A 22,992-nucleotide genomic window follows, 5' to 3' on the forward strand; every position below is an offset into this window, starting at 1 on the left:
TAATGCTATTTCTCTAATTAATTTGTCATGCTTGCTTTGAGAAAGAGTATTCTTTCGACATTTAGCTCACCCCTTTAAAGGAGTGAGCTAAATGTCGGATTTTTATTCTATTGCTCTACAAGATCATTTTTATTTATCTCCGTGTAATTTTGTCAATAATAACTCAATCATGCGCTCGATCTTTTTAATGTTCAAATTTCTTTGTCCATATAAATAAATAAATTCTTGTACTCGATCCCAAATCTTAAGTTCATTTATTTCTTCGATCTCCTGAGTCAGACCTTCAACATAAGCAGGTAGCTCCCTATTTTTGAACTCCTCAATTAAGTTCTCTAAATCAGCATAGTCCATACTCCAGTTAAAGTAACTCTCTATAAAATACTTTAAATTTTCATAATTCACTTCTTGGTTCATATACTATTCTCCTCTTTTATTTAAACACGGGATAACCCGTAATAATTCTAAATCCGGTTGGCATCGAGGAATCTTTTACTAAATATAGTTGGGACTTCGATAAGTCATTTGTTACATGCTTTGAAGATGAGTTCCCTCCATTCTTTACGTCTACGCCTCGTCCAATAGAAAACTCGTGATCAGCTTTTGTTATGAGATATCCTCTAGAATTAGGGTTTTCTATCCATTCTGCAATCTTATCAGCGTTTCTTCTGATATTCTCTTGCGTTGATTTGAGAGCTATACTTTTATCAGAAAACGTTGTAGAAGGGACTCCTTCTTGGGAGGCACGTTTTATTAATTCTTCATTTGTCTTGCCAACGTGCTTTTGAAGCAAATGCCCACCATTAGATTCCATTTCATCTAATATATTATTATTTACGTTTTTACGTATATCATTAGCTTTATTTTTTAATATTTCGGTCTTAGAAATCCCTTCTCCCTTCGACATCTGCCACAATTCCGCTGAGCTTTTCCCTATGCCACTCGCACCTTTAACTGCGGTTGTGCCTCCATGTGCCGCTAAAGCCGCTGAGCCAATCAATCCAGGTATTCCGATTATACTACCAACTCCTGTAGATGAAACAGCAACTGATAATCCTTCTCCACCTGTTCCAACGATTACCTCACCAGCACCCTGCAATGTTGTAGCTACGTGACCGATAATTTCACCTACTTTAGCTGCCATTGGATGATCATAGTCGCGGTCTTTGTCGGGCAGCATCCCCAAGGTTAAATCTTCCTGAATTGCTCCTTTTGCTCCTTGAGCAGCATCCCATAAAATTTCTCCTTGAAGCTTACTAGCTTCCATCTGGGCTTCTGCCTTGGTGATCTCAGCTTGTCCAATTTGTTCAAAAATTTTATGTAGCCAGCCTTCATCGCTGGATGCCGTTTTAATAGGTACACCATTCCCCGGCACATCTAATACGACCTTTTCTCCGTCAACCTGTGTGAAGTTTTTTGAAATAAAAATGAGTTCCTGTGCTACTGTTGATAGTCGTTCAAGCGTCATGCCCATGGATTGTCGGGAAACCTGAAATTCCTGAAAAAACCTCTCTTGGGTAGCCCCCGACCAGCCTTGTTGCACAAAATCAATTCGCCCACTCAAAAAGTTCAGCATCCGTTCCATTTCATGTTTGCCTTGCAAGAACTGGTCAGCCACTTCCATCAATTTGTCAGGTGGAACCAATATTCTCCCCATTCTACCACGCCCACTTTAATTTTGATGGAAATAATCTTATCAGAAGGGGTGATTTAGGGAAATCCATCTGTTATCCTGTTATTTCCTTTTAATTGATATGACATTTGAACTGAAATAAAACAGAGATTACTACGACTAAAGTAGTGTATATCGCTGTTAGATGATGCCTAAGTTAGGATGTAGCAGTGATCGCTTTCAAATCTTGATCCTCAACCATATCCTGTAACTCAGGAATAAGTGTGAAGAGTTTTTTGTAGTTTCTAAGCTGCTGAGTAGTTATATTCAAATCATTAGCGATATCCTCTTGAGTTTTTGCCAGAGCAAAGTTATTTCGGTCTGTCTTCTGAAGAATATTTTTTAGCTCTGTCTCCTCCATGCTCAATTCCATAAATCCTCTCCAACTCAACATTACATTTAGCAAGCTTCAGCAAATACAAAAAAGACTAGACGGACAATCCCATCTAACCTTCCACTGACACTGAGCTGATTATATACTTTAGTGTGCCACCCTGTTTCTCTTTGATCCATATTAGGAATGATTAAATTTCACCGTGATGTGTTGGTTGGTAACTAGATCCTTTATCTTGAAATTGTATAGGGGTACATATAACTTAGGACAATTTTACGCTTCATCTTCCTCCACCTCTTTAATCAAATTTCTATAAGCTGCCTTTGTATCAGGTGAGCATACTCCTGATAAGACTCATACTGCCATATACATTTAATTACATACGATTTATTATTGTTTAATGTAAATTTTGCCAAACAACTTAACAAAAAAGTAAAGCCATCAGAAAATCTTCCTTTGGTCAAATAATAATATGATAATTCCTTAGAGAAGTGTATATAACTATACAAAAAAGCTCGCTCCCATTTTATAGTTGAGGAGTGAGCTTTCATGTGAATCAAAGTCCAGTCATCTTATTTGCCTTTTAATAATTCACATCTTTTGGATACTCAATATTAATAGGTTTTTTTGTTCCATTAACATAAGTGTATCCAGCGTTTTCCGATTGTCTACCTTGGTAAGTATTCCCAATATAATAGTCATAATAATCATATCTAACAATAGTTGTATTATACTGATCGTAGTTGATAGCTGCGTAATAGTTTCTTGTATTGTAGGATGAGCCTTCAGGAGGGCCAGAGTATACATCTGTAGTATTGTAAGTTTTAGATACTGTACCACTTACATTTCCTGTAAGACTCTCCTTAACTATATATGCAATATTTGCATCAACTGTTGCTGTAATTGAAACTGTTCCACTTACTGTAAGGCTAGAACTACGTGTTGCAGTTCGCCCTTTAGCCACGCTAATAATAAGTGTTTGTTTTTGAATTGGCCCCACAGAATATCCAGTAATTTTGTTACTACCAAGTGCATATTCTGGCTTAACATAAACGCGACGATCTCCAGCCTGAGGTGTGATCACAGAATTTTTCTGAACGAGCTTGGGATCAACAAATTCAACGCGCGCATTTGGATTACCTTGTGTTTCAAATCTGGTAATTGCAGATGTTGGAACATCCTGAATATTCGGCTCTGCAATTTCTACGGTTGTGTTTTGAATAGTATTACCTGAATTTTCTTCTGCAAAAGACAATGGAGCAAAGACGGCTAGAGCAGTTGATAGAGATAAAATTACTGCGGTAAGTTTCTTCAAAATCATCATCCTTTTTTTCTATTTTTTGTAGTTAACTATATATACTGCATAAAAATTCTATTCCCTTCTTTTTGTAGCAAAAAAAGTAGAAAAAATGATATATTATGGATACAATTACTAAGGAGTGTGACAAATGAATAAAGATTCCAAAATAATCGTATCCTCAATAATACTTGGTGCTTCTTTTATATTGGGAAGCTGTATTAACGCGTATTTTAATTCGAACGAAAAAATTCTTAGCCCTCAGATTTCACAAACTTCTTCAAGCGATAATATTTTAAACAAAGAAGAAGCAGCAGCATATCTAAAGATTCCTGTGACACAACTAGACAATATTATAAAAAGAGATACTGAACAAAAAAGAAACTATCGGTTTATGACACTTATCAATTTATCCCTTACGCTGACCTAAATGGTCAAATAGTATTTTCAAAAGATAACTTAAATAAATGGTTAGATTTCATCACACAAAAAAAATAATGTACTTTTCCATATTTTAAAAAGATGCACTAGGTAGCCTAGCATTCATCTCGCAGTTGCCAATTTGTACTTTACTATTTCACTTTTATTCACCACTCAAACGCCTGTTCCTAGCTTGAGTAAAATTATTTGACATACCATTTCCTAATATATACTAATTACTTATATAAATATAAAATGCACTCCCAAAACTTTATTGGCTAAACCTGTTGGTTCTTCTCCAATAACTGTTTTGGGAGTGCATTTTTTAACGAACTTTTAATTTAATTTCCGTCTAAGAACCTCCATGCTGTGCAAAAAGTTGGATTCCCTCATTATGGCTGTAAGGATGAGTAGGCATAGTTAAGATAAACAAAAAACTACCCGCAACGATCAGCATTACCACTTTTTTCAACATTGTTTAACCACCATACCTTTTCAATAAGATTGAAAAACTCAGTTTTGGTTTCAGGAACCGCATGGGCTTTGAAACGCACAAACAACCCTATACAATTTATAAAATATGTTTCATTGTTTAGTATATGTGCTTTTAACATTGCACATAACAATTGGTTAAAACCATCACCGAACATCCCCTGATTTAAATAATAGTAGGCCAATTCGTAACCACACCACGCCGAGTAGTCCGGTATCACTTGCTGAGTATACATATCATCTGATGATGGTTGCTGTGAAAAAGAGGCAATCTCCGTTTCAAATCGTTTGAGTATATCATTTACATCTAGCTTATAGCGGTTAGCTGCTATCATAATGTTAAGTAGTTGAGTAACCCTATCTTCTTGAATTGTATCTGACGATGCTTCAATATAGTTTAGATATTCATATAGCACACTTACATCTCCAGATAAAAGCTTATTTGCAAGTACATTAGCTTGTGCCCAGTGTTGATACAGTTTTATCCAATATAGGGCATCTTCGTCCGTCTCTTTGACCCAATCTAAATTGGCATAGGCATATGTATATTGCAATGCCTGGTCATAATCACCTTGCTCTTCACATACACTGGCACACAGTAAATCAGCATAGGTGATGTACACAAACATGGGACGACTCAGCTTCTTGGCAGCCTCATTGAGCTCTCGGCTGTTCTGTTGGTGTTTCAAAGTATATTGGATTTTCGCTTTATCTCTCATTTTTCTTGCCATTTCATCAACCTTGTCCCATTTGCGCAATGACCTGTACACGTTGGCCAAATCCTTTAATGCATCAAGCTGCTCTACTTCATCTAAGCGCTCTACAAATGATTCAAATATCGAAGCTGCCCTGAGATTTTGATTTTGATCGTCTCCAATCTGAATCGTGAATATACGATATTGGCAGATGGCCAAACGTTCGGAGTGCTGATATTTCTCCGCTTCTGCAACCCCCTCATAGAGCAACAATGCAGCATGATGTCGACCTTGTGCTAATAGCGCTTCTGCTATGTCAAATAGTTTAGGTGAGTAGAGTAGATTGTCCATGATTTGTCCAACGATTCGACGGATCGCATCCAGCTTGTCCAGCTCTGCACAACGATATAGCAACCGCTCAATCCGTCTCATATTCGGGGGAAAGTCGATAATGTAGTTTTCTATAAATAAGTCGTAAAAGTAGCCTTCCGCTAAACCCATAGCCTCAGTAATTCGGTCAAGCTGGTTAACAGACATAGACTTATTTCCTGTCACAATACTACTTATTATTCCCCGATTAATGCCTGCAATATGCCCAAATTGCGTTAGACTCAAACCCTGTTGTTTTAAGTATCTGTCTAATTCTGCTCGTATCGTAGGTGTGATTTGCATGGATAAACCACCCTTCCATCATAAAATCATTATATGATGCAAACTTAAATAAATAATGAAGTTGAGAAATAAGCAGTAGAATATCTTTTCTTGCTCATATTGTACCATTTTTTAGAATAAAATCGTATACCTTTCAGATATTTACTTAAGATGCCTTTTGGATAGTTTATTATGATTTTATGATTAAAGGTATTTTCATCTGGCACTATGTATATAGTTTTATTGTGGAAATCAGATTTAAACTCTATAGTCTATTGATTTCAAATACCGCCGATACCTGCAAATACCCGTAAGTGGGTCACTTTTTTCAAAGTTGCCCATCTTACGGATCACAGTTCAGAGTGAGCTAAATGTTGCATTTTTATTTATCTCCGTGTAATTTTGTCAGTAACAACTCAATCATGCGCTCGATCTTTTTTATGTTCAAATTTCTTTGTCCATATAAATAAACAAATTCTTGTACTCGATCCCAAATCTTAAGTTCATTTATTTCTTCGATCTCCTGAGTCAGACCTTCAACATAAGCAGGTAGCTCCCTATTTTTGAACTCCTCAATCAAGTTCTCTAAATCAGCATAATCCATACTCCAGTTAAATTTACCACGTCCACTTTAATTTTGATGGAAATAAGCTTATCAGAAGGGGTGATTTAGGGAAATCCATCTGTTATCCTGTTATTTCCTTTTAATTGATATGACATTTGAACTGGCGTAAAACAGAGATGAATACGACTAAAGTAGTGTATATCGCTGTTAGATGATACCTAAGTTAGGATGTAGCGGTCGTCGCTTTCAAATCTTGATCCTCAACCATATCCTGTAACTCAGGAGTAAGAGTTAAGAGTTTTTTATAATTACTATTTAGATCTTGTGCAATATCGGTTTGTGTTTTTTGCTAACTAAAATTATTTTGGTCTGGGTCTTTGTCTGAATACTCGCACATATATTTCTTCCCAATTGTCAATTACATAAAAAATACACTCCTTAGAATCTTATCGGCTAAACCTGTGTTGGGTTTCTCCAATATCCATTTTAGGGAGTGTATTTTTTAAGCTGGGCTTTTTTTCACATTCATTTGAAATATTAAGTCCCTCCATGTTAATCGTAAAGCACGATATTCTGGTGTTGGCTATGAGTCTGAACAGGTGCAGTCACGATAAACACAAAAAACTAGTTACGAAGATTCAATAGCACCATTTTTCTTAACATTGTCTAACCAAACCTATAAGATTTACATAAGGGCTTGGAATTTAACTTTGAAAAATTAATCACCACTAATAATAAAATAATTTCTCTTTTTGCCCTTCACTAACTAAATTTTCGTACTTTACACAAGCTTTAACATCTGCAAATTCTTTAAACTGTTCAAATAATCTTATGCACCTAATAAAGAAAGCTTCTTTATTAATGGCTAATGATTTTGATAAAACGTCTAATAAATACTTAAATCCAATTGAGTATCTGCCTCTATTCAAGTAATACTTAGCTAATTCATACTTAAAACGCGTGGATTGTTCTGGTACTACTTGATGAGTATACATATCAGCAGATGGTTCCTGTTGGGTAATAGAATCAATCTCCGTTTCAAAGCGTTTTAGTATATCATGTACGTCTATCTGGTATCGGTTTGCCATCATCATAATATTCAACAGTTGGGTAACCATATCTTGGACAGTTGTATCTGACGATGCATCAATATATTCTACATAATCATATAAGGCCTTTATATCTCCAGATAAAAGCCTATATGCAAGTATATTAGCTTGTGACCAGTGTTTAAACAAACCGATCCAGTGTTTGGCATCCTCATCGGTCTCTCTAACCCAATCTAAATTGGAGTAGGCGTATGTATAATGTAATGCCTGCTCATAATCACCCTGCTCTTCATATGCATTGGCACACAGCAAATCTGCATAAGCGATGTACACAAACAAGGGACGACTTAGCTTCTTAGCAGCCTCATTGATTTCTCGACTGTTCTGTTGGTGTCTCAAAGTATATTGTATTTTCGCTTTATCTCTCATTTTTCTTGCCATTTCATCAACCTTGTCCCATTTACGCAAAGACCTATACACGTTTGCCAAATCCTTCAATGCGTCAAGCTGCTCTACTTCATCTAGGCGCTCTACAAAAGCTTCAAATACCGAAGCTGCCCTGAGATTTTGATTTTGATCGTCTCCAACACGAATCGTAAACAAACGATACTGGCAAACTGCCAATCTATCTGAATACTGATACTTTTCCCCTTCTGCTACATTTTCATAAAGGTACGCCGCTGCTTCATTATAACCTTTTTTAAAAGAATTCTCGGCTACTTTAAAAAGTGAAGGAAGATAAACAGGATTATCTAGCAACATACCTACAACTCGTCGCAAGCAATCAAGTCGCCCTAACTCCACGCAGCGGTACAAAAAAGGGCTAATTCTTTTCCAATTGAACGGTTCTTCTTCAATACATTCATCAATATAACGTTCATAAAAATAGTCCGGTGGTAAATCCATTCCCATAGTAATGCGATCTAGCTGGTAAACAGATAAGGAACGATTGCCTGTGATGATGCCGCTAAGTGTACCTACATTCAAATCAATAATGTGACCAAACTCGGTCATGGTTAATCCTTTACGTATCAGATAGGTTTGAACTTCTGCCTGTATCGTAGGTGTGATTTGCATGAATAAACCACCCTTCCATCATAAAATCGTCATATGATGCATACTCAAATAAACTATGAAGTTGAGAAATAAGCAGTAGAATACTTTTTTATCGCTCTTGATTGTACCATTTTTTAGAATAAAACCATATACCTTTCAGATATTTACTTTAGATACCTTTCCAGATGGTTTGCAATGATTTCGTGATTAAGAATATCATCATTTTGCTTATGTATAGTTTATTGTAAGTGTTAATATTGATCAGTAGAGACATAAAAAACCTAAACGAATTCATGTCTAGGCTGGCTATCTAAAAAGGTATATAATACGCCCATATTGTATACTGCTGGAAAGAACAGAAAGGATGCGCGGCCATGCATAACGGAACTATTTTATTAGTCGATGATGAACCTGAAATTATTAAGCTCATGCAAATATATTTGGAAAATGAAGGATACCGACTGCTCATGGCACGGGACGGACTGGAAGCGCTGGAACTGGTCAGCCGGGAAACGATAGATGTGATGGTGCTTGATGTGATGATGCCCAACATGGACGGGATCGAAGCCTGCATGAAAATCAGGGAAACCGAGCATTTTCCGATCATCATGCTGTCTGCAAAGGGACAAGACATGGACAAAATTACGGGGCTCAGCGTGGGAGCGGATGATTATGTCACCAAGCCGTTCAGTCCGCTGGAGCTGGTGGCACGCATCAAATCCCAGCTGCGCAGGGTACGGAAATATACCCACCCTTCCCCTGTGCAGGAGCATGAAATGATACTGGATGAGCTATCCATTAACTCTGCTACACATGAGGTTGCTCTCGCCGGAGAGTCGATTAAGCTGACACCTCGTGAATTCGCCATTGTTGAGCTTTTGGCTCGAAACCGGGGTCAAGTACTCAGCATGGAGCAGATCTATGAGAAAGTATGGAAGGAGCAGTATTTGGAATCCAACAACACGCTGATGGTTCATGTTCGTAAAATTCGCGAGAAAATTGAGAATGATCCGAGGAAACCCAAATACCTGAAAACAGTGTGGGGCATCGGCTACAAAATGGAAAAATTCGATTAATGGAGGACTTGCAACTTGAAGGCAAAACGATACGATACGCTGGGATGGAAGCTGGCAGCCCTTAGCCTTGCCGCCTTCACTTTAACCGGACTGATTTTGATGGTGTTTTATTATGGAGCGTCATTGCTGTTATGGCTGAATCCTTCCCGTTCATTTTTTGGCACCCGGCTGATCCGCTGGACCGTAAATCACATTGGTTCCTCACTGATCATACTGGTCGTTGGGCTGCCTTTATATATTTATTTCTTTTTCCTTTTTACCAAAAATACGATTGGCTATCTACGCGAGATTACGACAGGGATGCAGAAGTTCGCGGACGGAAATCTGTCCTATTCGATTCCGGTGTCTTCAGCGGATGAGCTGGCAACCTTGGCGAAAAATATGAACACCATGGCAGACAAGCTCCGTCTCTCTCTGGAAGAGGAGCGGGCTTCCGCCAAAGCCAAAAACGATCTGATCACCGGTGTATCCCACGATCTTCGCACACCGCTCACATCCGTGATCGGCTTTCTGGAGTATATTGAAACTGACCGCTACCGAGACGAAATTGAGCTGCGCTACTATGTGAACATTGCTTATGAAAAATCACTGACGCTCAAAAAGCTGATCGACGACTTGTTTGAATATACGCGCGTAAGCGGTGGCAGTCTGCCACTAGAGCTGGAGCCTGTAGACCTCGGCAAATTGCTCACTCAGCTTGCTGAGGAATTTGTGCCGTCGCTGGAACAGGCGGACATGTCCTACCGGGTGCGGATCGTCGAGCCTGTCCGAATTTTGGCCGATCCGGACGAGTTGGTGCGTCTGTATGAAAATTTATTTTCCAACGCGATTCGCTACGGAAAAGATGGCAAGCGTCTCGATATCACTGTAGGACGTGAAGGAGACGAGGCGGTCGTGATCTGCACCAATTACGGCGCTCCCATTCCGGCAGAAGACATCCCTCATTTATTTGAACGGTTTTACCGGGTGGACAAATCACGCTCCAAGGCAACCGGAGGCACCGGGCTGGGGCTTGCCATTACAAAAAGCATTACCGAGCTGCACGATGGCCGCATTTCGGTTAGGAGCAATCGCAGACAAACGGATTTTGAAACCCGTTTTCCACTCCATCACGCTCGTTAACCAGCATACAACAGCCCTAGCCGATCAATAGCGTTCGTATCAGATTCGGCCCGCTTCCATTCTACTCCTGCACATCAAAAACAAACCAGCCATAGATCGTATCTTTGGCCGGTTCGTTCCTGACTTTTACGGAATTAAGGATTATATCCCTTTATTTTTGCGATTCAAACAATACTTTCCCGTTGGATTCAATAATCTTTTGGTACCAGTAGAAACTGTTCTTTTTTCTTCTTTCCAGCGTACCCGAACCATCGTTGTTTTTGTCCACATAGATAAAGCCGTACCTTTTTTTCATTTCTCCCGTTCCCGCACTGACAATGTCGATTGGACCCCACCAGGTATAGCCAAGCACTTCGCAGCCATCCTCAATGGCTTCATGCAGCTGGATCAGATGCTTGTTCAGATAGTCTACCCGCTCAGGATCATGAATGGAGCCGTCTTCCAGAATTTCATCATGACTGCCATAACCGTTCTCTACAACAAAAAGAGGCTTCTGATATCGGTCGTACATTTCATTACATACATAACGGAAGCCTTTTGGGTCAATCGGCCATCCCCATGGCGTTTTATCCAAATAGGGATTGTCGAGTCCCATAATTCCTCCTGTATTGCCCAAGATGGGCATACCTGCTTTATGTGTCGTACTTCGATAATAGCTAAATCCCAAATAATCAGCCGTATGCTCCCGCAGTAATTGTTCATCACCGGGCTCCATTTGAACCTTGATGCTGTGCTCTTTCCAGATCCGTTTGGCATAGCTTGGATAATAGCCTCTAAGGAGCACATCGGAATAAAATAAGGATCTTCTTCTCAGCTCATAGGCGTCAAACACATCGTCCGGATTGCAGGTATTCGGATAGATCGGACTCAGGGATAACATAGCGCCCATCATCGCGCCCGGGATCATTTCATGACACAGCTTGGTAGCCAGAGCGCTGGCAACGAAAACATGATGACTGGCCTGATATATCGTAGGCAGCTTGTGCTCATCGTCTTGAACGACAATGCCTCCCGCCGCCAAAGGAATCGTGTGAAAATGGTTAATTTCGTTGAAATTCATCCAATATTTCACTTTGTTCTTATAACGCTTGAAGACAACTTCCGCATATTTGGTGTAGAATCCAATCAGCTTGCGGCTTTTCCAGCCTTCATATTTGCGGATCAGATTCAGGGGCAGCTCAAAATGGGAAATGGTGATGACAGGCTCAATTCCATGCTTCAACAACTCATCAAACAAATCATCGTAAAATTGCAATCCTTTTTCATTCGGCTCGGCATCGTCCCCATTCGGGAAGATTCGGGACCATGCAATGGAGGTCCGAAAGCATTTCATGCCCATCTCTGCAAACAGGGCGATATCTTCTTTGTAACGATGGTAAAAATCAATCGCTTCATGGCTGGCATAATACTTGTTCTCATCAATCGTATCATCAAACGTCCCGCCTACAATGCCTCCCCGGAAGGCGTCGCTGATCGCTGGTCCTTTACCGTCCTCGTTCCATGCCCCTTCGGCCTGATTCGCCGCTATAGCACCGCCCCATAAAAAATTCTCAGGAAAACTTTGGGCTATATGTTCTGTCATAACTCATTTCCTCCCTTATTTAATGTACTGTAAGCAAAACACTTTGCAAATCGACGGATTTTTGCCGTGTCTGGGTAACTTTTTGGTAAGCAGTGCTGTTGGTAACGATGATCGGGGTGGTCAGGTCATAACCGGCTGCCTGGATTTTCGGAATATCAAATTCAAGCAGCAAATCGCCTCGTTCAATCCGTTGCCCTTGTTCTACATGCTTTGTGAAATAGTCGCCTTTCAGCTTAACCGTATCCAGTCCCACATGAATTAACAGGTCCAGATGGTTGTCTGAGGTGATGGCTACCGCATGGCCGGTTCGGAATACAAGCGAGACAACGCCGGACACTGGTGAATATACCTTTCCTTCGCTCGGCAGAATGGCTACACCTTGACCCATCGCTTCCGTAGAGAATGCCGGATCATTCACTTGACTAAGCGGAACAATTTCGCCATTTATCGGTGCATAGACATTCTCGGTGATTGCGATTTGTCCAGATTCAGTCTGTAAGGCAGGCTCGGATTTTTCGGATTCCGTCTTTCCTGTCTCCGCATCCGTTGCCCCGTTGCCTTCATTAAAACCAAGAATATAAGTTAATACGGTCGTAACCACGAATGAAACGATGATACTGATCAAATAAAAAGCGATGGTATTCGTAAAGAACGCCGGAATCGTTGTTATGGCCGGGAACACATAAGCAAGCACGGTCGCCTGGAAATGACCGGCGATGGCCCCTCCGACCATTCCTCCGATGACAGCGGCAATCATCGGTCTTTTCAGTTTCACAGACAGGCCATAAACGATAGGCTCCGTAATACCGGCGAACAGTGAAGGGAAAATAGATGACAGTGCGTAAGCTTTCAGCTTTTTGTCCTTGGCTTTCAGAAAGACCCCAAGAGCGACACCGGATTGGGCGAAGGTCGCGGAAGCCATCATAGGCCGGATCGTATCAAACCCTTTGAGCGAAAGATTGTTGATCATCGCTGGTGCAATCCCCCAGTGTAAACCAAACATCACCAGGAAGGTCCAACCGCCTCCCAGAATAGCCCCGGTCAAGAGGCCGCTTTGCGTACTCAAAAATTCAATGCCATCAGCAATACCTTTACCGGTATACACTCCCAGCGGACCGATCACAATGGCCGTAAGCGGAACCATAATTAATAAGGAGACGAGCGGGACCATAAATAATTCAATACTTTTCGGGACCACCCGTTTCAGGAATCGTTCCAGGTATGAATACAGCCAAATGGCTAGAATCGCAGGAATAATGGATGTCGTATAACTCATTAGGACGACGGGAATGTGGATAAAGGAAGCAATGTCCCCTGTGTTCTCCATCAGCTTGGTAAAGTTAGGCTCTAGCAGAGCGGCCATAATGGCAGCAGATACGATAGGCTGGGTCTTGAACGTTCTTGAAGCTGAAAACGCTAGCATCAGTGGCAGGAAGAAAAATACGCCGTTGCCTGCGGCAGCAAGAATAGCATAGGTGCTGGAAGCACTGTCCAGCCACTCTAACTGCGTAAGGATAACCAGGATGGCTTTCAGCATCCCTGCACCAGCCAAAGCAGGTACAATCGGCTGGAAAATAGAGCTCATGACGGTAAAAGCACGACTGATGAAATTACCTTCCTTTGCATCAGCCTCTTTCTTTTCATTGCCGCTTTTGACCTGAAGGTTATAATTCTTCGCAATCGTATCATAAACCTCGCTCACATGATTGCCGATCACTACCTGGTACTGCCCTCCGCTTTCGATCACGGAAATAACTCCATCGGAATTTTCCAAAGCCTGTTTGTTGGCTTTTTGCTTGTCCTTGAGTGTAAATCTCAGTCGGGTCATACAATGGTACAGATCACGGATATTTTCTTCTCCGCCTACATTCGTTACAATGAATTTCGCTAATTCATCATGTTTGCTCATAAAGTCTGCCTCCAATGCTCTCTAGTTGATATAAAAAAACCTGAGTAATCTCTGATACCAAAATGCATTTAGTATCGAAATCACTCAGGTAATGCCCACGAATGGTAACACCCTGTTAGTTTTCTGTTCGGTTGACCAATCTGGAAATGTGGATCATCAGATACATCATTTCATCATTGGTTAATTTCTGCTCAAACTGCTTATTCACGTAAACCCCTATTTTTTGTACGCATCTGTGCTCTTCCGGAAATTTAACTTTCAGGTCTTCGAACAGGTTCATGTACTGCGGGTCTGCCGATTCGTGGGCAAAAAGCCGCTGGGCAAAAAATTTAAGATGCGTTACAAATCGGTTGTAATTCCATGAATCTTCATCAAACTCGACATTAAAGTGGTATTTTACAATATCCATAATATCCTTAATGACTTTTGACGTTTTTAGCGTCAGGTCAAGCTTCTGGTTATCCAGACGGGCGTTGACGAAATGCAGGGCAATAAACCCGGCTTCATTTTCATCGAACGTGATATTGATCTTGTTGCGAATCATCTCCAGCGCATGCTTCCCGATCGCGAATTCCTCGCGATAAAACCGCTTGATTTCCCATAGAAACCGGTTTTCAATCGGGGTCCCCCGTTCATGTCGTTCAATGGCAAATGAAATATGGTCAATCAAGGCCAGGTATATATAATCACTAATGTCTCCAGCCAATCTCGGTCTGGCATACTCCACGATTTCATCCGCGATTTCAATACATTCCATCTTCACATCTTTCAGCAAATCCGCCAGCTTGGAGGATAAATCCTGAGTTTTGACGACAAACAGCTTGGTGATTTTCCGCTCATCGATGGTATCTCCCGGCTTCAGGTTGAATGCGATTCCATTCCCTGTCGCAATGACCTCTTGGGCGTTCTCTTCCTCTGCTAATACGACATTGTTGTTAAGCGCTTTCTTCAAAATCATGCGACCACCTGCTTTTATTTACTGGAAGGCCATTTTTTAAAGAGACTCTGTTAAAAAATGTGCATACACTAAAAAACCTGAACAGAATACCGCTTAATAGACGTTATCGCCCATTTACCGGAACTCCATTCAGGTTATGCCTAAAATAGTAACACCCTGAAAATTATAAGATTCATTGTTGTAATCGTTTTCTTGGCTTCATTATAATAGAGTTTCTTTTTTTCTGTCAACCCTTTATTAAAAAAAGCCTTCCAGCCGCTTACTGCGGCTTCGGAGCCCCTGAACGGTTCACAATCCAAATGCCTGCCAGTACTAAAAAAATGCCGAGCAAGGTAGCCGCTTTGAGTTCCTCGTGAAGAAAGATCCAGCCGGATACAACACCGATGATGGGAACCAGCAGAAGCGTAATAGAAGCTTTACTTGCTTCCATTCTGGTGAGAATATGGGTCCACAGCAGGAACGCAAGCGCAGACGCCACAATGCCGGAAAATAAAATATAAAAGATCGACGCTGCGCTAAAGTGCGGCTCCCAGCGTTCAAACAACAGGGAATACAGTAGCAATCCGAGCGTACCGAACGCCATCTGCCAGGTCGTGAACTGTGTTTTATCGCAATGCTGGAGCTTGAGCTTGATAATCAGGTTCGAAAGTGCCCAAGCGATCGCTGAACTCAACCCAAGCAGCATAGCCCACAAATTGCCGCCCAAATGAATGTCCATAGCAAAAAATAGCCCCATGATCCCTGTAGCAATGCCAATCGTTTTGCGTGTATTCAGCCGCTCACCCGGAATCATAAAATGAGCCATAATAGATAAAAACAGCGGCATGCTGTACGTAAGCACAGAGGTTAAGCCAGCATTAATGTAGTTCAGTGATATCTGAATCGCAATATTAAAATAGGTTGTCTGGAGAATCCCGCAGAGTATAATCCATTTCATCGTGTGCCTGTCAGGATTCGGAACCCGTTTCCAAATGAGAATTCCGAACAGGAACAGCGTGCCTGTGAGAAACCGGAAAGCCGCAAATTGGACGGGTTCAAAGGCTCCGTTGCCCCATTTCATAATGACAAAATTAAAGCCCCAGATCAGGCATAAGAGCAGGCTCAAGCCTTTCATGCATCATACGCCTCCGTTTAGAGCACTTCTCCGCCCGATTCAATCACTTTTTTATACCAGTTAAAGCTTTTTTTCTTGTAGCGGTTCAGTGTTCCGTTGCCCAGATCATCCTGATCGACGTAGACGAAGCCGTATCTCTTGGATGCCTGTGAGGTCGAAGCACTGATCATGTCGATTGGACCCCAGGCGGTATAGCCGAACAGGTCCACTCCATCCTCAATCGCTTCCCTCATCTGCTCGATATGTTTTTTCAGATAGTCGATACGGTAATCATCGTTAATCGTGCCGTCGGGGTTCATTTGATCTGTCGCACCCACGCCGTTTTCCGCAATGAACAGTGGCTTCTGGTAGCGGTCATACAGGTAATTCAGCGCATAACGCAATCCCTTGGGATCAATCTGCCAGCCCCATTCAGACTGCTCCAGGTAGGGATTTTTCACGCCGCCAATCAGATTTCCGCTTGCTTTGGCATGCTGGTCGGCAGTGGCGCTGGCATTGTTGGACATATAGTAGCTCAGGGATATGAAGTCTACGAGGTTATCGCGCAAGATCTCATCGTCGCCAGGTTCTTTATGCAGGACAACGCCTTTTTCCTTGAACATGCGTTCGGTATAGGACGGATAATACCCTCTGGCTTGTACATCGCTGAAAAAGAACGATACTCGCTCTTCCTTTTGGCATTCAAGCACATCATCCGGATTGCAGGTATTCGGATAAAGCAGCAGATAGCTGATCATGCTTCCAATTTGGGAGTTTGGTATAATCTCGTGACAGGCTTTGACGGCCAGCGCACTGGCTATAAACTGGTGATGGGCCGATTGATACTTGTCCTGCTCCAGGTTCGGATGATTCTCCTCAATGATCCCGGCGCTGACAAACGGATGGTGTTTGACACAGTTCATTTCGTTAAACGTAATCCAGTATTTCACTTTATCCTTGTAACGGGTAAACACAGTCTCGGCAAAACGGACGAAAAATTCAATCAGTTTCCGGTTTTTCCAGCCACCATACTCGGTCACAAGATACAAGGGCATATCGTAATGGGTAAGTGAGATGACGGGTTCAATGCCTTTGGCCAGCAGGGCATCAAATACCTTGTCATAGAATTGCAGCCCCTTCTCATTGGGCTGCGTCTCGTCGCCATTCGGAAAAATACGTGTCCAGGATATAGAGGTACGGAAGCATTTAAAACCCATCTCGGCCATCAGATGAATATCTTCTTCATAACGGTGATAGAAATCATTGCCCCGGCGTTTGGGATAATTTTTGGTGCTGTTAGGGTCCAATGCTTCCTTGACCTGGGCATGGGTCATCATATGCCACTGATCCAGCCAGTGCTTTTTGTCGAGTGTCGGATCAAAGGTAAATACATCAGAGATGGAGAGCCCTCTCCCATCCACGTTGTAAGCACCTTCAATCTGCATGGCAGCCGCTGCCCCGCCCCACAGAAAGTCTTTGGGAAATCCTTTTGCCTGTTCCATGTCGCATTCCTCCAAGTAGGTTATAATTTGTGAAGAAGTATGACGGAATCCGTGTGCCTAGAGTGCATTCCGGATTGCTGCATACGCTTTATGCTTTCATGCTACAATCTGGGATGCATTCCAGGTCAAGAACTAAATTTTTGGAGATGAAGGTCATGCACAATATAAAAAGAATTGCGGAAGTTGCGGGGGTATCGACAAGTACCGTGTCTCGGGTGCTGAATCATCATCCTTATGTCAGTGAAGTTACGCGGACGAGGGTGATGGAAGTCATTCAGGAACTGGATTATATTCCGAATATTAATGCGGTGCAGCTGAAAGTAGGCCGTACCAAGGTGATCGGGATCATGACCCCAACGATTAACAATTATTACATGCAAATTATCAAGGGAGTATCCAATGCGGGTAAAGAGCAGGATTATCAGGTCCTGATCTACCAGACGGAGGAAAATCGGGATTTGGAAAGCGCGGCGTTAGAGCTTTTGAGGCAGAAAAAAGTGGACGGGATTGTCATTTTACGGCGTATGCTGGATTGGTCTGCTGTGAGGCATTATACCAAATATGGGCCGATTGTGACCTGTGAGCCATTAAAAAATAAAGAGATTTCATCCATTTACCTCGACCATTATGAAGGATTTCGGATCGGATTGGAACATTTGGTCGAGTTGGGATTTGAAAAAATCGCCTGCACCATAGGCAGAAAAAACAGCGTCAACAGCCAAAGAAGACTCCAAGCCTATTATGACCTGCTAGCGGCAAGGAAGCTGCCAGTGAATGAGGAATGGCTGCTCAGCGGGATCCATACGGTACAGGACGGAATGCGGGCGTTCGCCAAGCTGGAATCGTTAAAGGAACGTCCGCATGCCATCATGACCACCAACGATCTTGTGGCATGCGGTATAATCTCAGCCGCCCGCAGTAAAGGCTGGAATGTTCCCGGGGATTTGGCGGTGGTCGGTTTTGAAGCTGACGAAAGTCAGGTAGCCGACGCCATGGGGCTGACCAATATTACGAACCCGTTGCAGCAAATCGGACAGGAAATGTTCCGTACGCTGCATCGACAGTTGAACGGCCAGCCGCTGGAGCCTGCCCCACTCTCTTTTGAATTGAAGGTTCGCCAGTCTACCATGCTAATTCCACCTACAAACTAACCCAATAACAGCGTATAGACGATGCCGGGTCCATGTACGCCAATCGTCAGATCATTTTCAATATCCGACGAGCGGCTGGGTCCGGTAATAAAATGAATGCCTGCGGGCAATTGCTCGCGCCCGGCTTCGTCAAAACGGCCTAAAATCTCGCCCAGTCGCGTTCGCAGACGCTCCACTGGCAGGAGAATGATCAGCACGGTCGGCAGCAAGCTGACCGAGCGGCCCTTCTCCGGCGAGGATAGCACCGCTACTGAGCCGGTGTAAGCGGCGGCCTCATCGGCCATGACGAGGCCGATATCCGCCTCGGCGGCGCGCGCCTTCCAGTCTTCGGCCGGATCGGTGTTCCACACCGACAGCCGGACTTCCGGCAGCGCCGCTTCCAGCTGGAGCGCATCCAGGTCCGGCTCATTCTGCCGGACGATATAGGCCGCTCCCAGTTCGCGCGCCTTGCGCGCGATCCAGTCTGCCGAATGCTCCAGACTCGGCAGACGCACGACATGCCCGCCAACACTTGTAAAGTTGGCGGTGAACTCTTCGATGCGCTGCTCCGCGCTCCAATCGAATTCGTGCCAAAAATCAGGCGCGCCGCGGAACGGCTGCATGGGCGGCTGGGTCTGTCGCGGACGGTTGAGCCGCGACGCGATGCCATCCATGAAGCGTGCCTGTTTGGCGCGCGATTCGGCTTCCCGTTGGCGGAGCCATGCTTCGTGGCTCAACTTCGCCTGTGCAGAAGAATGACGCTGTTCACTCATGCTGCATTCCTCCTTTGTTCCTGTCAGCCAAAATCGTCTCCATTCGGCTGCGAACGTCCGGCTGCATCTCGCTGCGTTCCTGCTCCAGCTCACGTTCCAGTGTGTTCCATTGCTGACGGAAGGACTTTTTGGCCAGAGAGGGAGCCACACGGTACGTATTCCAGCCCTTTAACGGGCCAAGCTTAAGAGTGATTTCGCCCTTACGGACGACTGCTTTCTGGGCAATCTGCCCCAGCCTTATCGCTGCTGCGAATCGCTTTGAGCTGGAAACCACTGTTGCAAACCCCTTCATCCCTGCCCTTTCCAGCTTATCTCCTTGACCTGCCTCCACCTTGCGTCTACGCAAATAAACCAGCATGTCATGCAGTGGTATTTTGACCGGACAGGCCTCATAACAGGCCCCACACAGACTGGACGCGCTTGCAATATCGTTCCACTCCTCAATGTTGCCATGCAGTGCAGGTGTTAGCACAGCTCCAATCGGACCGCTATATGTCCCGCCATACGCATGCCCGCCAATGTGCCGATATACCGGACAGGCATTCAGGCAAGCCCCGCAGCGAATACAATTCAGCAGCTCTTGAAACTCGGGATTGCCTAGCTGAAGCGAGCGTCCATTATCTACAATGATAATGTGCATTTCTTCCGGTCCATCGGCATCCTGGCTGCGCCGTGGACCTGAAATACCGGACATGTACATGGTCAGCTTCTGTCCGGTAGCGGAGCGTGGCAGCAATGTAGCCATCACCTCCAAATCCGTCCAGGATGGAATAATCCGCTCCATGCCCATCAGCGTAATTTGCGTTTTGGGCAAAGTAGATACCATCCGTGCGTTGCCTTCATTTTCAAACAGGACCATGGAGCCTGTCTCGGCGATAGCAAAATTGCACCCGGTCATGCCGATATCCGCTTCCAGAAACTTTTCACGCAGCTTTTTGCGGACAAAGCCCGCCAATACCGTCGTATCCGCAGACAGCTCCTCGCCTGCTTCTTTGGATAGCAGCTCGGCAATCTGATAGCGATTTTTGTGAATCGCAGGAATAACGATATGGGACGGGGCTTCCCCTGCCAGTTGAATGATATATTCACCGAGGTCACTTTCAATCGTCTCAATGTCTGCCGCTTCCAGTGCCTGATTTAGATGCAGCTCCTCCGACACCATCGACTTCGATTTGACGACGGAGCGGGCCTGACTGTGTGCAGCAATATCCAATGTAATTTGTACGGCATCGGCGGCTGTATCGGCAAAATGGATATGCACCCCGTTGGCACGGGCATTTTCCACGAATAGATTTAAGTAATAGTCCAGATGGGCAATGGTATGCAGTCGGATTTGACGTCCCCGCTCACGCCATTCCTCCCAATGTCCGTGCTGCGTTGAAGCCACTTGCTTGCCGTTGCGCAGCCGCTCGGTGGTAAAACGAACAGCCTTGCGCAGAAAATCGTCGTTCAGGGCCAGCTCCGCACGTTTTCGGACCTTTTGATTCATAGAATGTGAATGTACAGCGGTCATGCGTGCTTCACCCCTTCATACAGCAGCTCAGCCAGATGCATCACCCGAACCGGCTCCTCCCGATACCGGAGATTTCCGGCAATGTTCATCAAGCACGCCATATCCAGTCCGACCAACACCTCGGCTTCCGTTTCCCTGATATGGTCCACCTTTTCCGTTACCATTGCGCCTGAAATATCCGGCATTTTGACCGCAAAAGTGCCCCCAAAGCCACAGCAATCCTCGGCAAAAGGGAGCGGTACCAATTGCAGGCCCTTCACACTGCCAAGCAGTTGCATCGGCTCATCTTTTACGCCTAGCAAGCGTGTGCCATGGCAAGACGGATGGTAGGTTACCGTATGCGGAAAAGACGCGCCCACATCGGTCACACCAAGCACCTGTACCATAAATTGCGTAAATTCATACGTCTTTTGCTCCAGCCTGCGTGCCGAGTCCAGCCATTCGGGCTCATCCTTGAACAGCTCAGGGTAATGGTGAATCATGTATGTGCAGGAACCGGAGGGAGATACGACAAAATCGCTGTCATCAAATGCTTTCAAAATCGTTTTGGCTGCTGCTCGCGTTTCATCCCAATAGCCGCTGTTATAGGACGGCTGTCCGCAGCATGTCTGTACCTTTGGAAAATCCAGCTGGACACCATATCTGGCAAGCAAGCGTGCCATCGCTTCCCCTACCTTGGGATAAATCGCATCACTCAGGCAGGTAATAAATAAAGATACCTTCATACGAGACACCCCTTCCGTGCATGGAATAGCTATTACTTTATATATAAACTGAGCTGGAAAGCTACATATGGCGCCACTGCGCAGTCGGATGGTGCTTCCCATCGCCACCGCCCCCGGATTTCTTGAATAAAGCCTTTCATCAGGGTAAAAATCCGGGGAAGTGATGCTTCCGAAGCGAGCTTTCCTACGGAAAGCTTTTAAAGCGACCGCTCACGCTTCTACAGCACCATTCCGCCTGCTCCGTTTTGATGTGAATTTTTCGAGTTCAGCTTATATGAAAAGTAAACGCTTTCTAATCATCTTGAATGCTGTATCTTTTCCTGTTGAGCTGTCTTAGTTAGTCTAACGTCACTATGTTTGAACCGATATCTACTTACTATCTAAAAATCTACTTATGGAGAATACCAGCGGAGCGGCTCAATTGAATCTGGAGAAGCGTCAGCGTTCGCCTAAAGCTTTCCAGAGGAAAGCTCTCTACGTAAGCATAAGCTTGCAGTGGGATTCTCACCTATACGTGTTTTACATCATCAAAGAATCCCACTGCAACAGCGATCGTAAGATCAAATGAAATGCGGAGCAACACCCTCCACCTCGGCATTTTTAAATTTACACAACCGTAACCGGAATTGACAGCTCCGCAAGTTGACTGTGAATCGGGTCCGACAACCGCGAATCCGTGATGATTTCGGACACTTGCGACAGGTTCACAACATGCGTAAACGCCTGCTGTCCAAATTTGCTCGCATCTGCCAGTAAAATCACACGGTCTGCGATGCTGACCATTTTCTGCTTCAGACGAGCTTGCAGCTCATTCGACTCACTAATGCCACGATCCAGATGAACCCCCTGGCTGGAAAAAAACAGCTTATCCACATAATAGGTTTCCAATGAACGCTCCGCGAGCGGGCCTACGAACGACAGCGAGCGTTGAAGCAACTGACCGCCTGTGGAAATAACCTCGATTTTTTCCTTACCCGCCAGCTCTGTAGCTACCCGAATTGAATTCGTTAATATGGTCAGCGGAATATCCGGCAGACTTGACGCCATATACCAGGCGGTCGTACTGGCATCCAGCAAAATACGATCATGCGGCTCAATCAGCTTGACCGCTTCCTCGGCAATCCGGCGCTTTTCCTCTGCATTCATAATTTCCCGCACTGCATAGGGGGTTTCAGGCTGCTCGTTTTTGACGCTGACCGCTCCCCCATGCGAACGACGCAATCGTCCCGCCTGCTCCAGACGGTCCAGATCGCGGCGGATCGTTTCCTCCGTTACTTTGCACAGCTCACTCAATTCCGACACCCGTATGCTTCCTTTTTCATTCACGAGCTGTACAATCATTTCATATCTTTCTGCGACCAGCATGGCAATCTCACTCCAC

The 22,992-nt window shown here is 44.0% G+C and carries 20 protein-coding genes and 1 pseudogene; 4 read left to right on the forward strand and 17 right to left on the reverse strand.

Features of this window, described 5'->3' with window-relative positions:
* Nucleotides 1-129: 129 nt before the first annotated feature.
* The 5 genes and pseudogenes from B4V02_RS13815 to B4V02_RS13830 all read right to left on the reverse strand — a co-directional run bounded on the left by B4V02_RS13815 (nt 130) and on the right by B4V02_RS13830 (nt 3,318).
* A complete protein-coding gene (locus B4V02_RS13815; RefSeq protein WP_094155241.1) occupies nt 130-414 on the reverse strand; it encodes a contact-dependent growth inhibition system immunity protein in 285 nt (94 codons plus the stop codon).
* Between the two features lie 16 nt (nt 415-430).
* Nucleotides 431-1,654 carry a WXG100 family type VII secretion target gene (locus tag B4V02_RS13820; RefSeq protein WP_094155242.1) on the reverse strand — a complete coding sequence of 408 codons (1,224 nt, stop codon included), beginning with the start codon at nt 1,652-1,654 and terminating at the stop codon, nt 431-433.
* Nucleotides 1,655-1,826: 172 nt separating this feature from the next.
* Nucleotides 1,827-2,042, reverse strand: coding sequence for a hypothetical protein (locus B4V02_RS13825; protein WP_094155243.1), 216 nt, complete (start codon nt 2,040-2,042; stop codon nt 1,827-1,829).
* Between the two features lie 234 nt (nt 2,043-2,276).
* Nucleotides 2,277-2,503 (reverse strand): annotated as a pseudogene (locus tag B4V02_RS26680) (transcriptional regulator); the annotation flags it as partial.
* Between the two features lie 83 nt (nt 2,504-2,586).
* Nucleotides 2,587-3,318: a hypothetical protein gene (locus B4V02_RS13830; RefSeq protein WP_157739743.1), complete on the reverse strand. Its 732-nt coding sequence runs from the start codon at nt 3,316-3,318 to the stop codon at nt 2,587-2,589.
* A 133-nt stretch (nt 3,319-3,451) separates the two neighbouring features.
* On the opposite strand from B4V02_RS13830, the gene B4V02_RS13835 reads away from it, so the two are divergent.
* On the forward strand, nt 3,452-3,730 hold the full coding sequence (locus tag B4V02_RS13835; protein ID WP_094155245.1) for a hypothetical protein: 279 nt from the start codon (nt 3,452-3,454) through the stop codon (nt 3,728-3,730).
* Nucleotides 3,731-4,157: 427 nt separating this feature from the next.
* Here B4V02_RS13835 and B4V02_RS13840 read toward each other — a convergent pair whose 3' ends face one another.
* From B4V02_RS13840 to B4V02_RS13850, 3 genes are all read right to left on the reverse strand, one after another.
* A complete protein-coding gene (locus tag B4V02_RS13840) occupies nt 4,158-5,579 on the reverse strand; it encodes a helix-turn-helix domain-containing protein (protein ID WP_094155246.1) in 1,422 nt (473 codons plus the stop codon).
* A 361-nt stretch (nt 5,580-5,940) separates the two neighbouring features.
* Nucleotides 5,941-6,162 (reverse strand): hypothetical protein, encoded by a 222-nt coding sequence (locus tag B4V02_RS13845; protein ID WP_244188328.1) that lies wholly within the window; start codon nt 6,160-6,162, stop codon nt 5,941-5,943.
* Nucleotides 6,163-6,851: 689 nt separating this feature from the next.
* Nucleotides 6,852-8,249: a helix-turn-helix domain-containing protein gene (locus B4V02_RS13850; RefSeq protein ID WP_094155247.1), complete on the reverse strand. Its 1,398-nt coding sequence runs from the start codon at nt 8,247-8,249 to the stop codon at nt 6,852-6,854.
* A gap of 353 nt (nt 8,250-8,602) precedes the next feature.
* Between B4V02_RS13850 and B4V02_RS13855 the strand changes: the two genes are divergently transcribed.
* Both B4V02_RS13855 and B4V02_RS13860 read left to right on the forward strand, forming a co-directional pair.
* Nucleotides 8,603-9,304, forward strand: a complete 702-nt coding sequence (locus tag B4V02_RS13855) for a response regulator transcription factor (protein ID WP_094155248.1) — start codon at nt 8,603-8,605, stop codon at nt 9,302-9,304.
* A 15-nt stretch (nt 9,305-9,319) separates the two neighbouring features.
* Nucleotides 9,320-10,426: a sensor histidine kinase gene (locus tag B4V02_RS13860; RefSeq protein WP_094155249.1), complete on the forward strand. Its 1,107-nt coding sequence runs from the start codon at nt 9,320-9,322 to the stop codon at nt 10,424-10,426.
* A gap of 151 nt (nt 10,427-10,577) precedes the next feature.
* Here B4V02_RS13860 and B4V02_RS13865 read toward each other — a convergent pair whose 3' ends face one another.
* The 5 genes from B4V02_RS13865 to B4V02_RS13885 form a co-directional block, all read right to left on the reverse strand.
* Nucleotides 10,578-12,008 (reverse strand): glycoside hydrolase family 1 protein, encoded by a 1,431-nt coding sequence (locus B4V02_RS13865; protein ID WP_094155250.1) that lies wholly within the window; start codon nt 12,006-12,008, stop codon nt 10,578-10,580.
* Nucleotides 12,009-12,027: 19 nt separating this feature from the next.
* Nucleotides 12,028-13,917 (reverse strand): beta-glucoside-specific PTS transporter subunit IIABC, encoded by a 1,890-nt coding sequence (locus tag B4V02_RS13870; RefSeq protein ID WP_094155251.1) that lies wholly within the window; start codon nt 13,915-13,917, stop codon nt 12,028-12,030.
* A 115-nt stretch (nt 13,918-14,032) separates the two neighbouring features.
* Nucleotides 14,033-14,875 (reverse strand): BglG family transcription antiterminator LicT, encoded by an 843-nt coding sequence (licT, locus tag B4V02_RS13875; protein WP_094155252.1) that lies wholly within the window; start codon nt 14,873-14,875, stop codon nt 14,033-14,035.
* Between the two features lie 259 nt (nt 14,876-15,134).
* Nucleotides 15,135-15,989 (reverse strand): DMT family transporter, encoded by an 855-nt coding sequence (locus B4V02_RS13880; protein WP_094155253.1) that lies wholly within the window; start codon nt 15,987-15,989, stop codon nt 15,135-15,137.
* Between the two features lie 17 nt (nt 15,990-16,006).
* Entirely contained in the window at nt 16,007-17,470 is a 1,464-nt protein-coding gene (locus tag B4V02_RS13885) for a glycoside hydrolase family 1 protein (protein ID WP_094155254.1), read from the reverse strand.
* Between the two features lie 155 nt (nt 17,471-17,625).
* On the opposite strand from B4V02_RS13885, the gene B4V02_RS13890 reads away from it, so the two are divergent.
* Nucleotides 17,626-18,621 carry a LacI family DNA-binding transcriptional regulator gene (locus tag B4V02_RS13890; protein ID WP_094155255.1) on the forward strand — a complete coding sequence of 332 codons (996 nt, stop codon included), beginning with the start codon at nt 17,626-17,628 and terminating at the stop codon, nt 18,619-18,621.
* Here the strand turns inward: B4V02_RS13890 and B4V02_RS13895 are convergent.
* From B4V02_RS13895 to B4V02_RS13910, 4 genes are all read right to left on the reverse strand, one after another.
* Nucleotides 18,618-19,373, reverse strand: coding sequence for a LutC/YkgG family protein (locus B4V02_RS13895; RefSeq protein WP_094155256.1), 756 nt, complete (start codon nt 19,371-19,373; stop codon nt 18,618-18,620). The two genes, B4V02_RS13890 and B4V02_RS13895, sit on opposite strands and share 4 nt — an antisense overlap.
* Nucleotides 19,366-20,886, reverse strand: coding sequence for a LutB/LldF family L-lactate oxidation iron-sulfur protein (locus B4V02_RS13900; protein WP_094155257.1), 1,521 nt, complete (start codon nt 20,884-20,886; stop codon nt 19,366-19,368). Before B4V02_RS13900 ends, B4V02_RS13895 begins: the two co-directional genes overlap by 8 nt.
* Complete coding sequence (locus tag B4V02_RS13905; protein ID WP_094155258.1) at nt 20,883-21,611, reverse strand: (Fe-S)-binding protein; 729 nt, start codon at nt 21,609-21,611, stop codon at nt 20,883-20,885. Before B4V02_RS13905 ends, B4V02_RS13900 begins: the two co-directional genes overlap by 4 nt.
* A 606-nt stretch (nt 21,612-22,217) precedes the next feature.
* Nucleotides 22,218-22,976, reverse strand: a complete 759-nt coding sequence (locus tag B4V02_RS13910) for a DeoR/GlpR family DNA-binding transcription regulator (RefSeq protein WP_007430322.1) — start codon at nt 22,974-22,976, stop codon at nt 22,218-22,220.
* Nucleotides 22,977-22,992 lie beyond the last annotated feature (16 nt).

Source organism: Paenibacillus kribbensis (assembly GCF_002240415.1).
GTDB classification, from domain to species: domain Bacteria; phylum Bacillota; class Bacilli; order Paenibacillales; family Paenibacillaceae; genus Paenibacillus; species Paenibacillus kribbensis.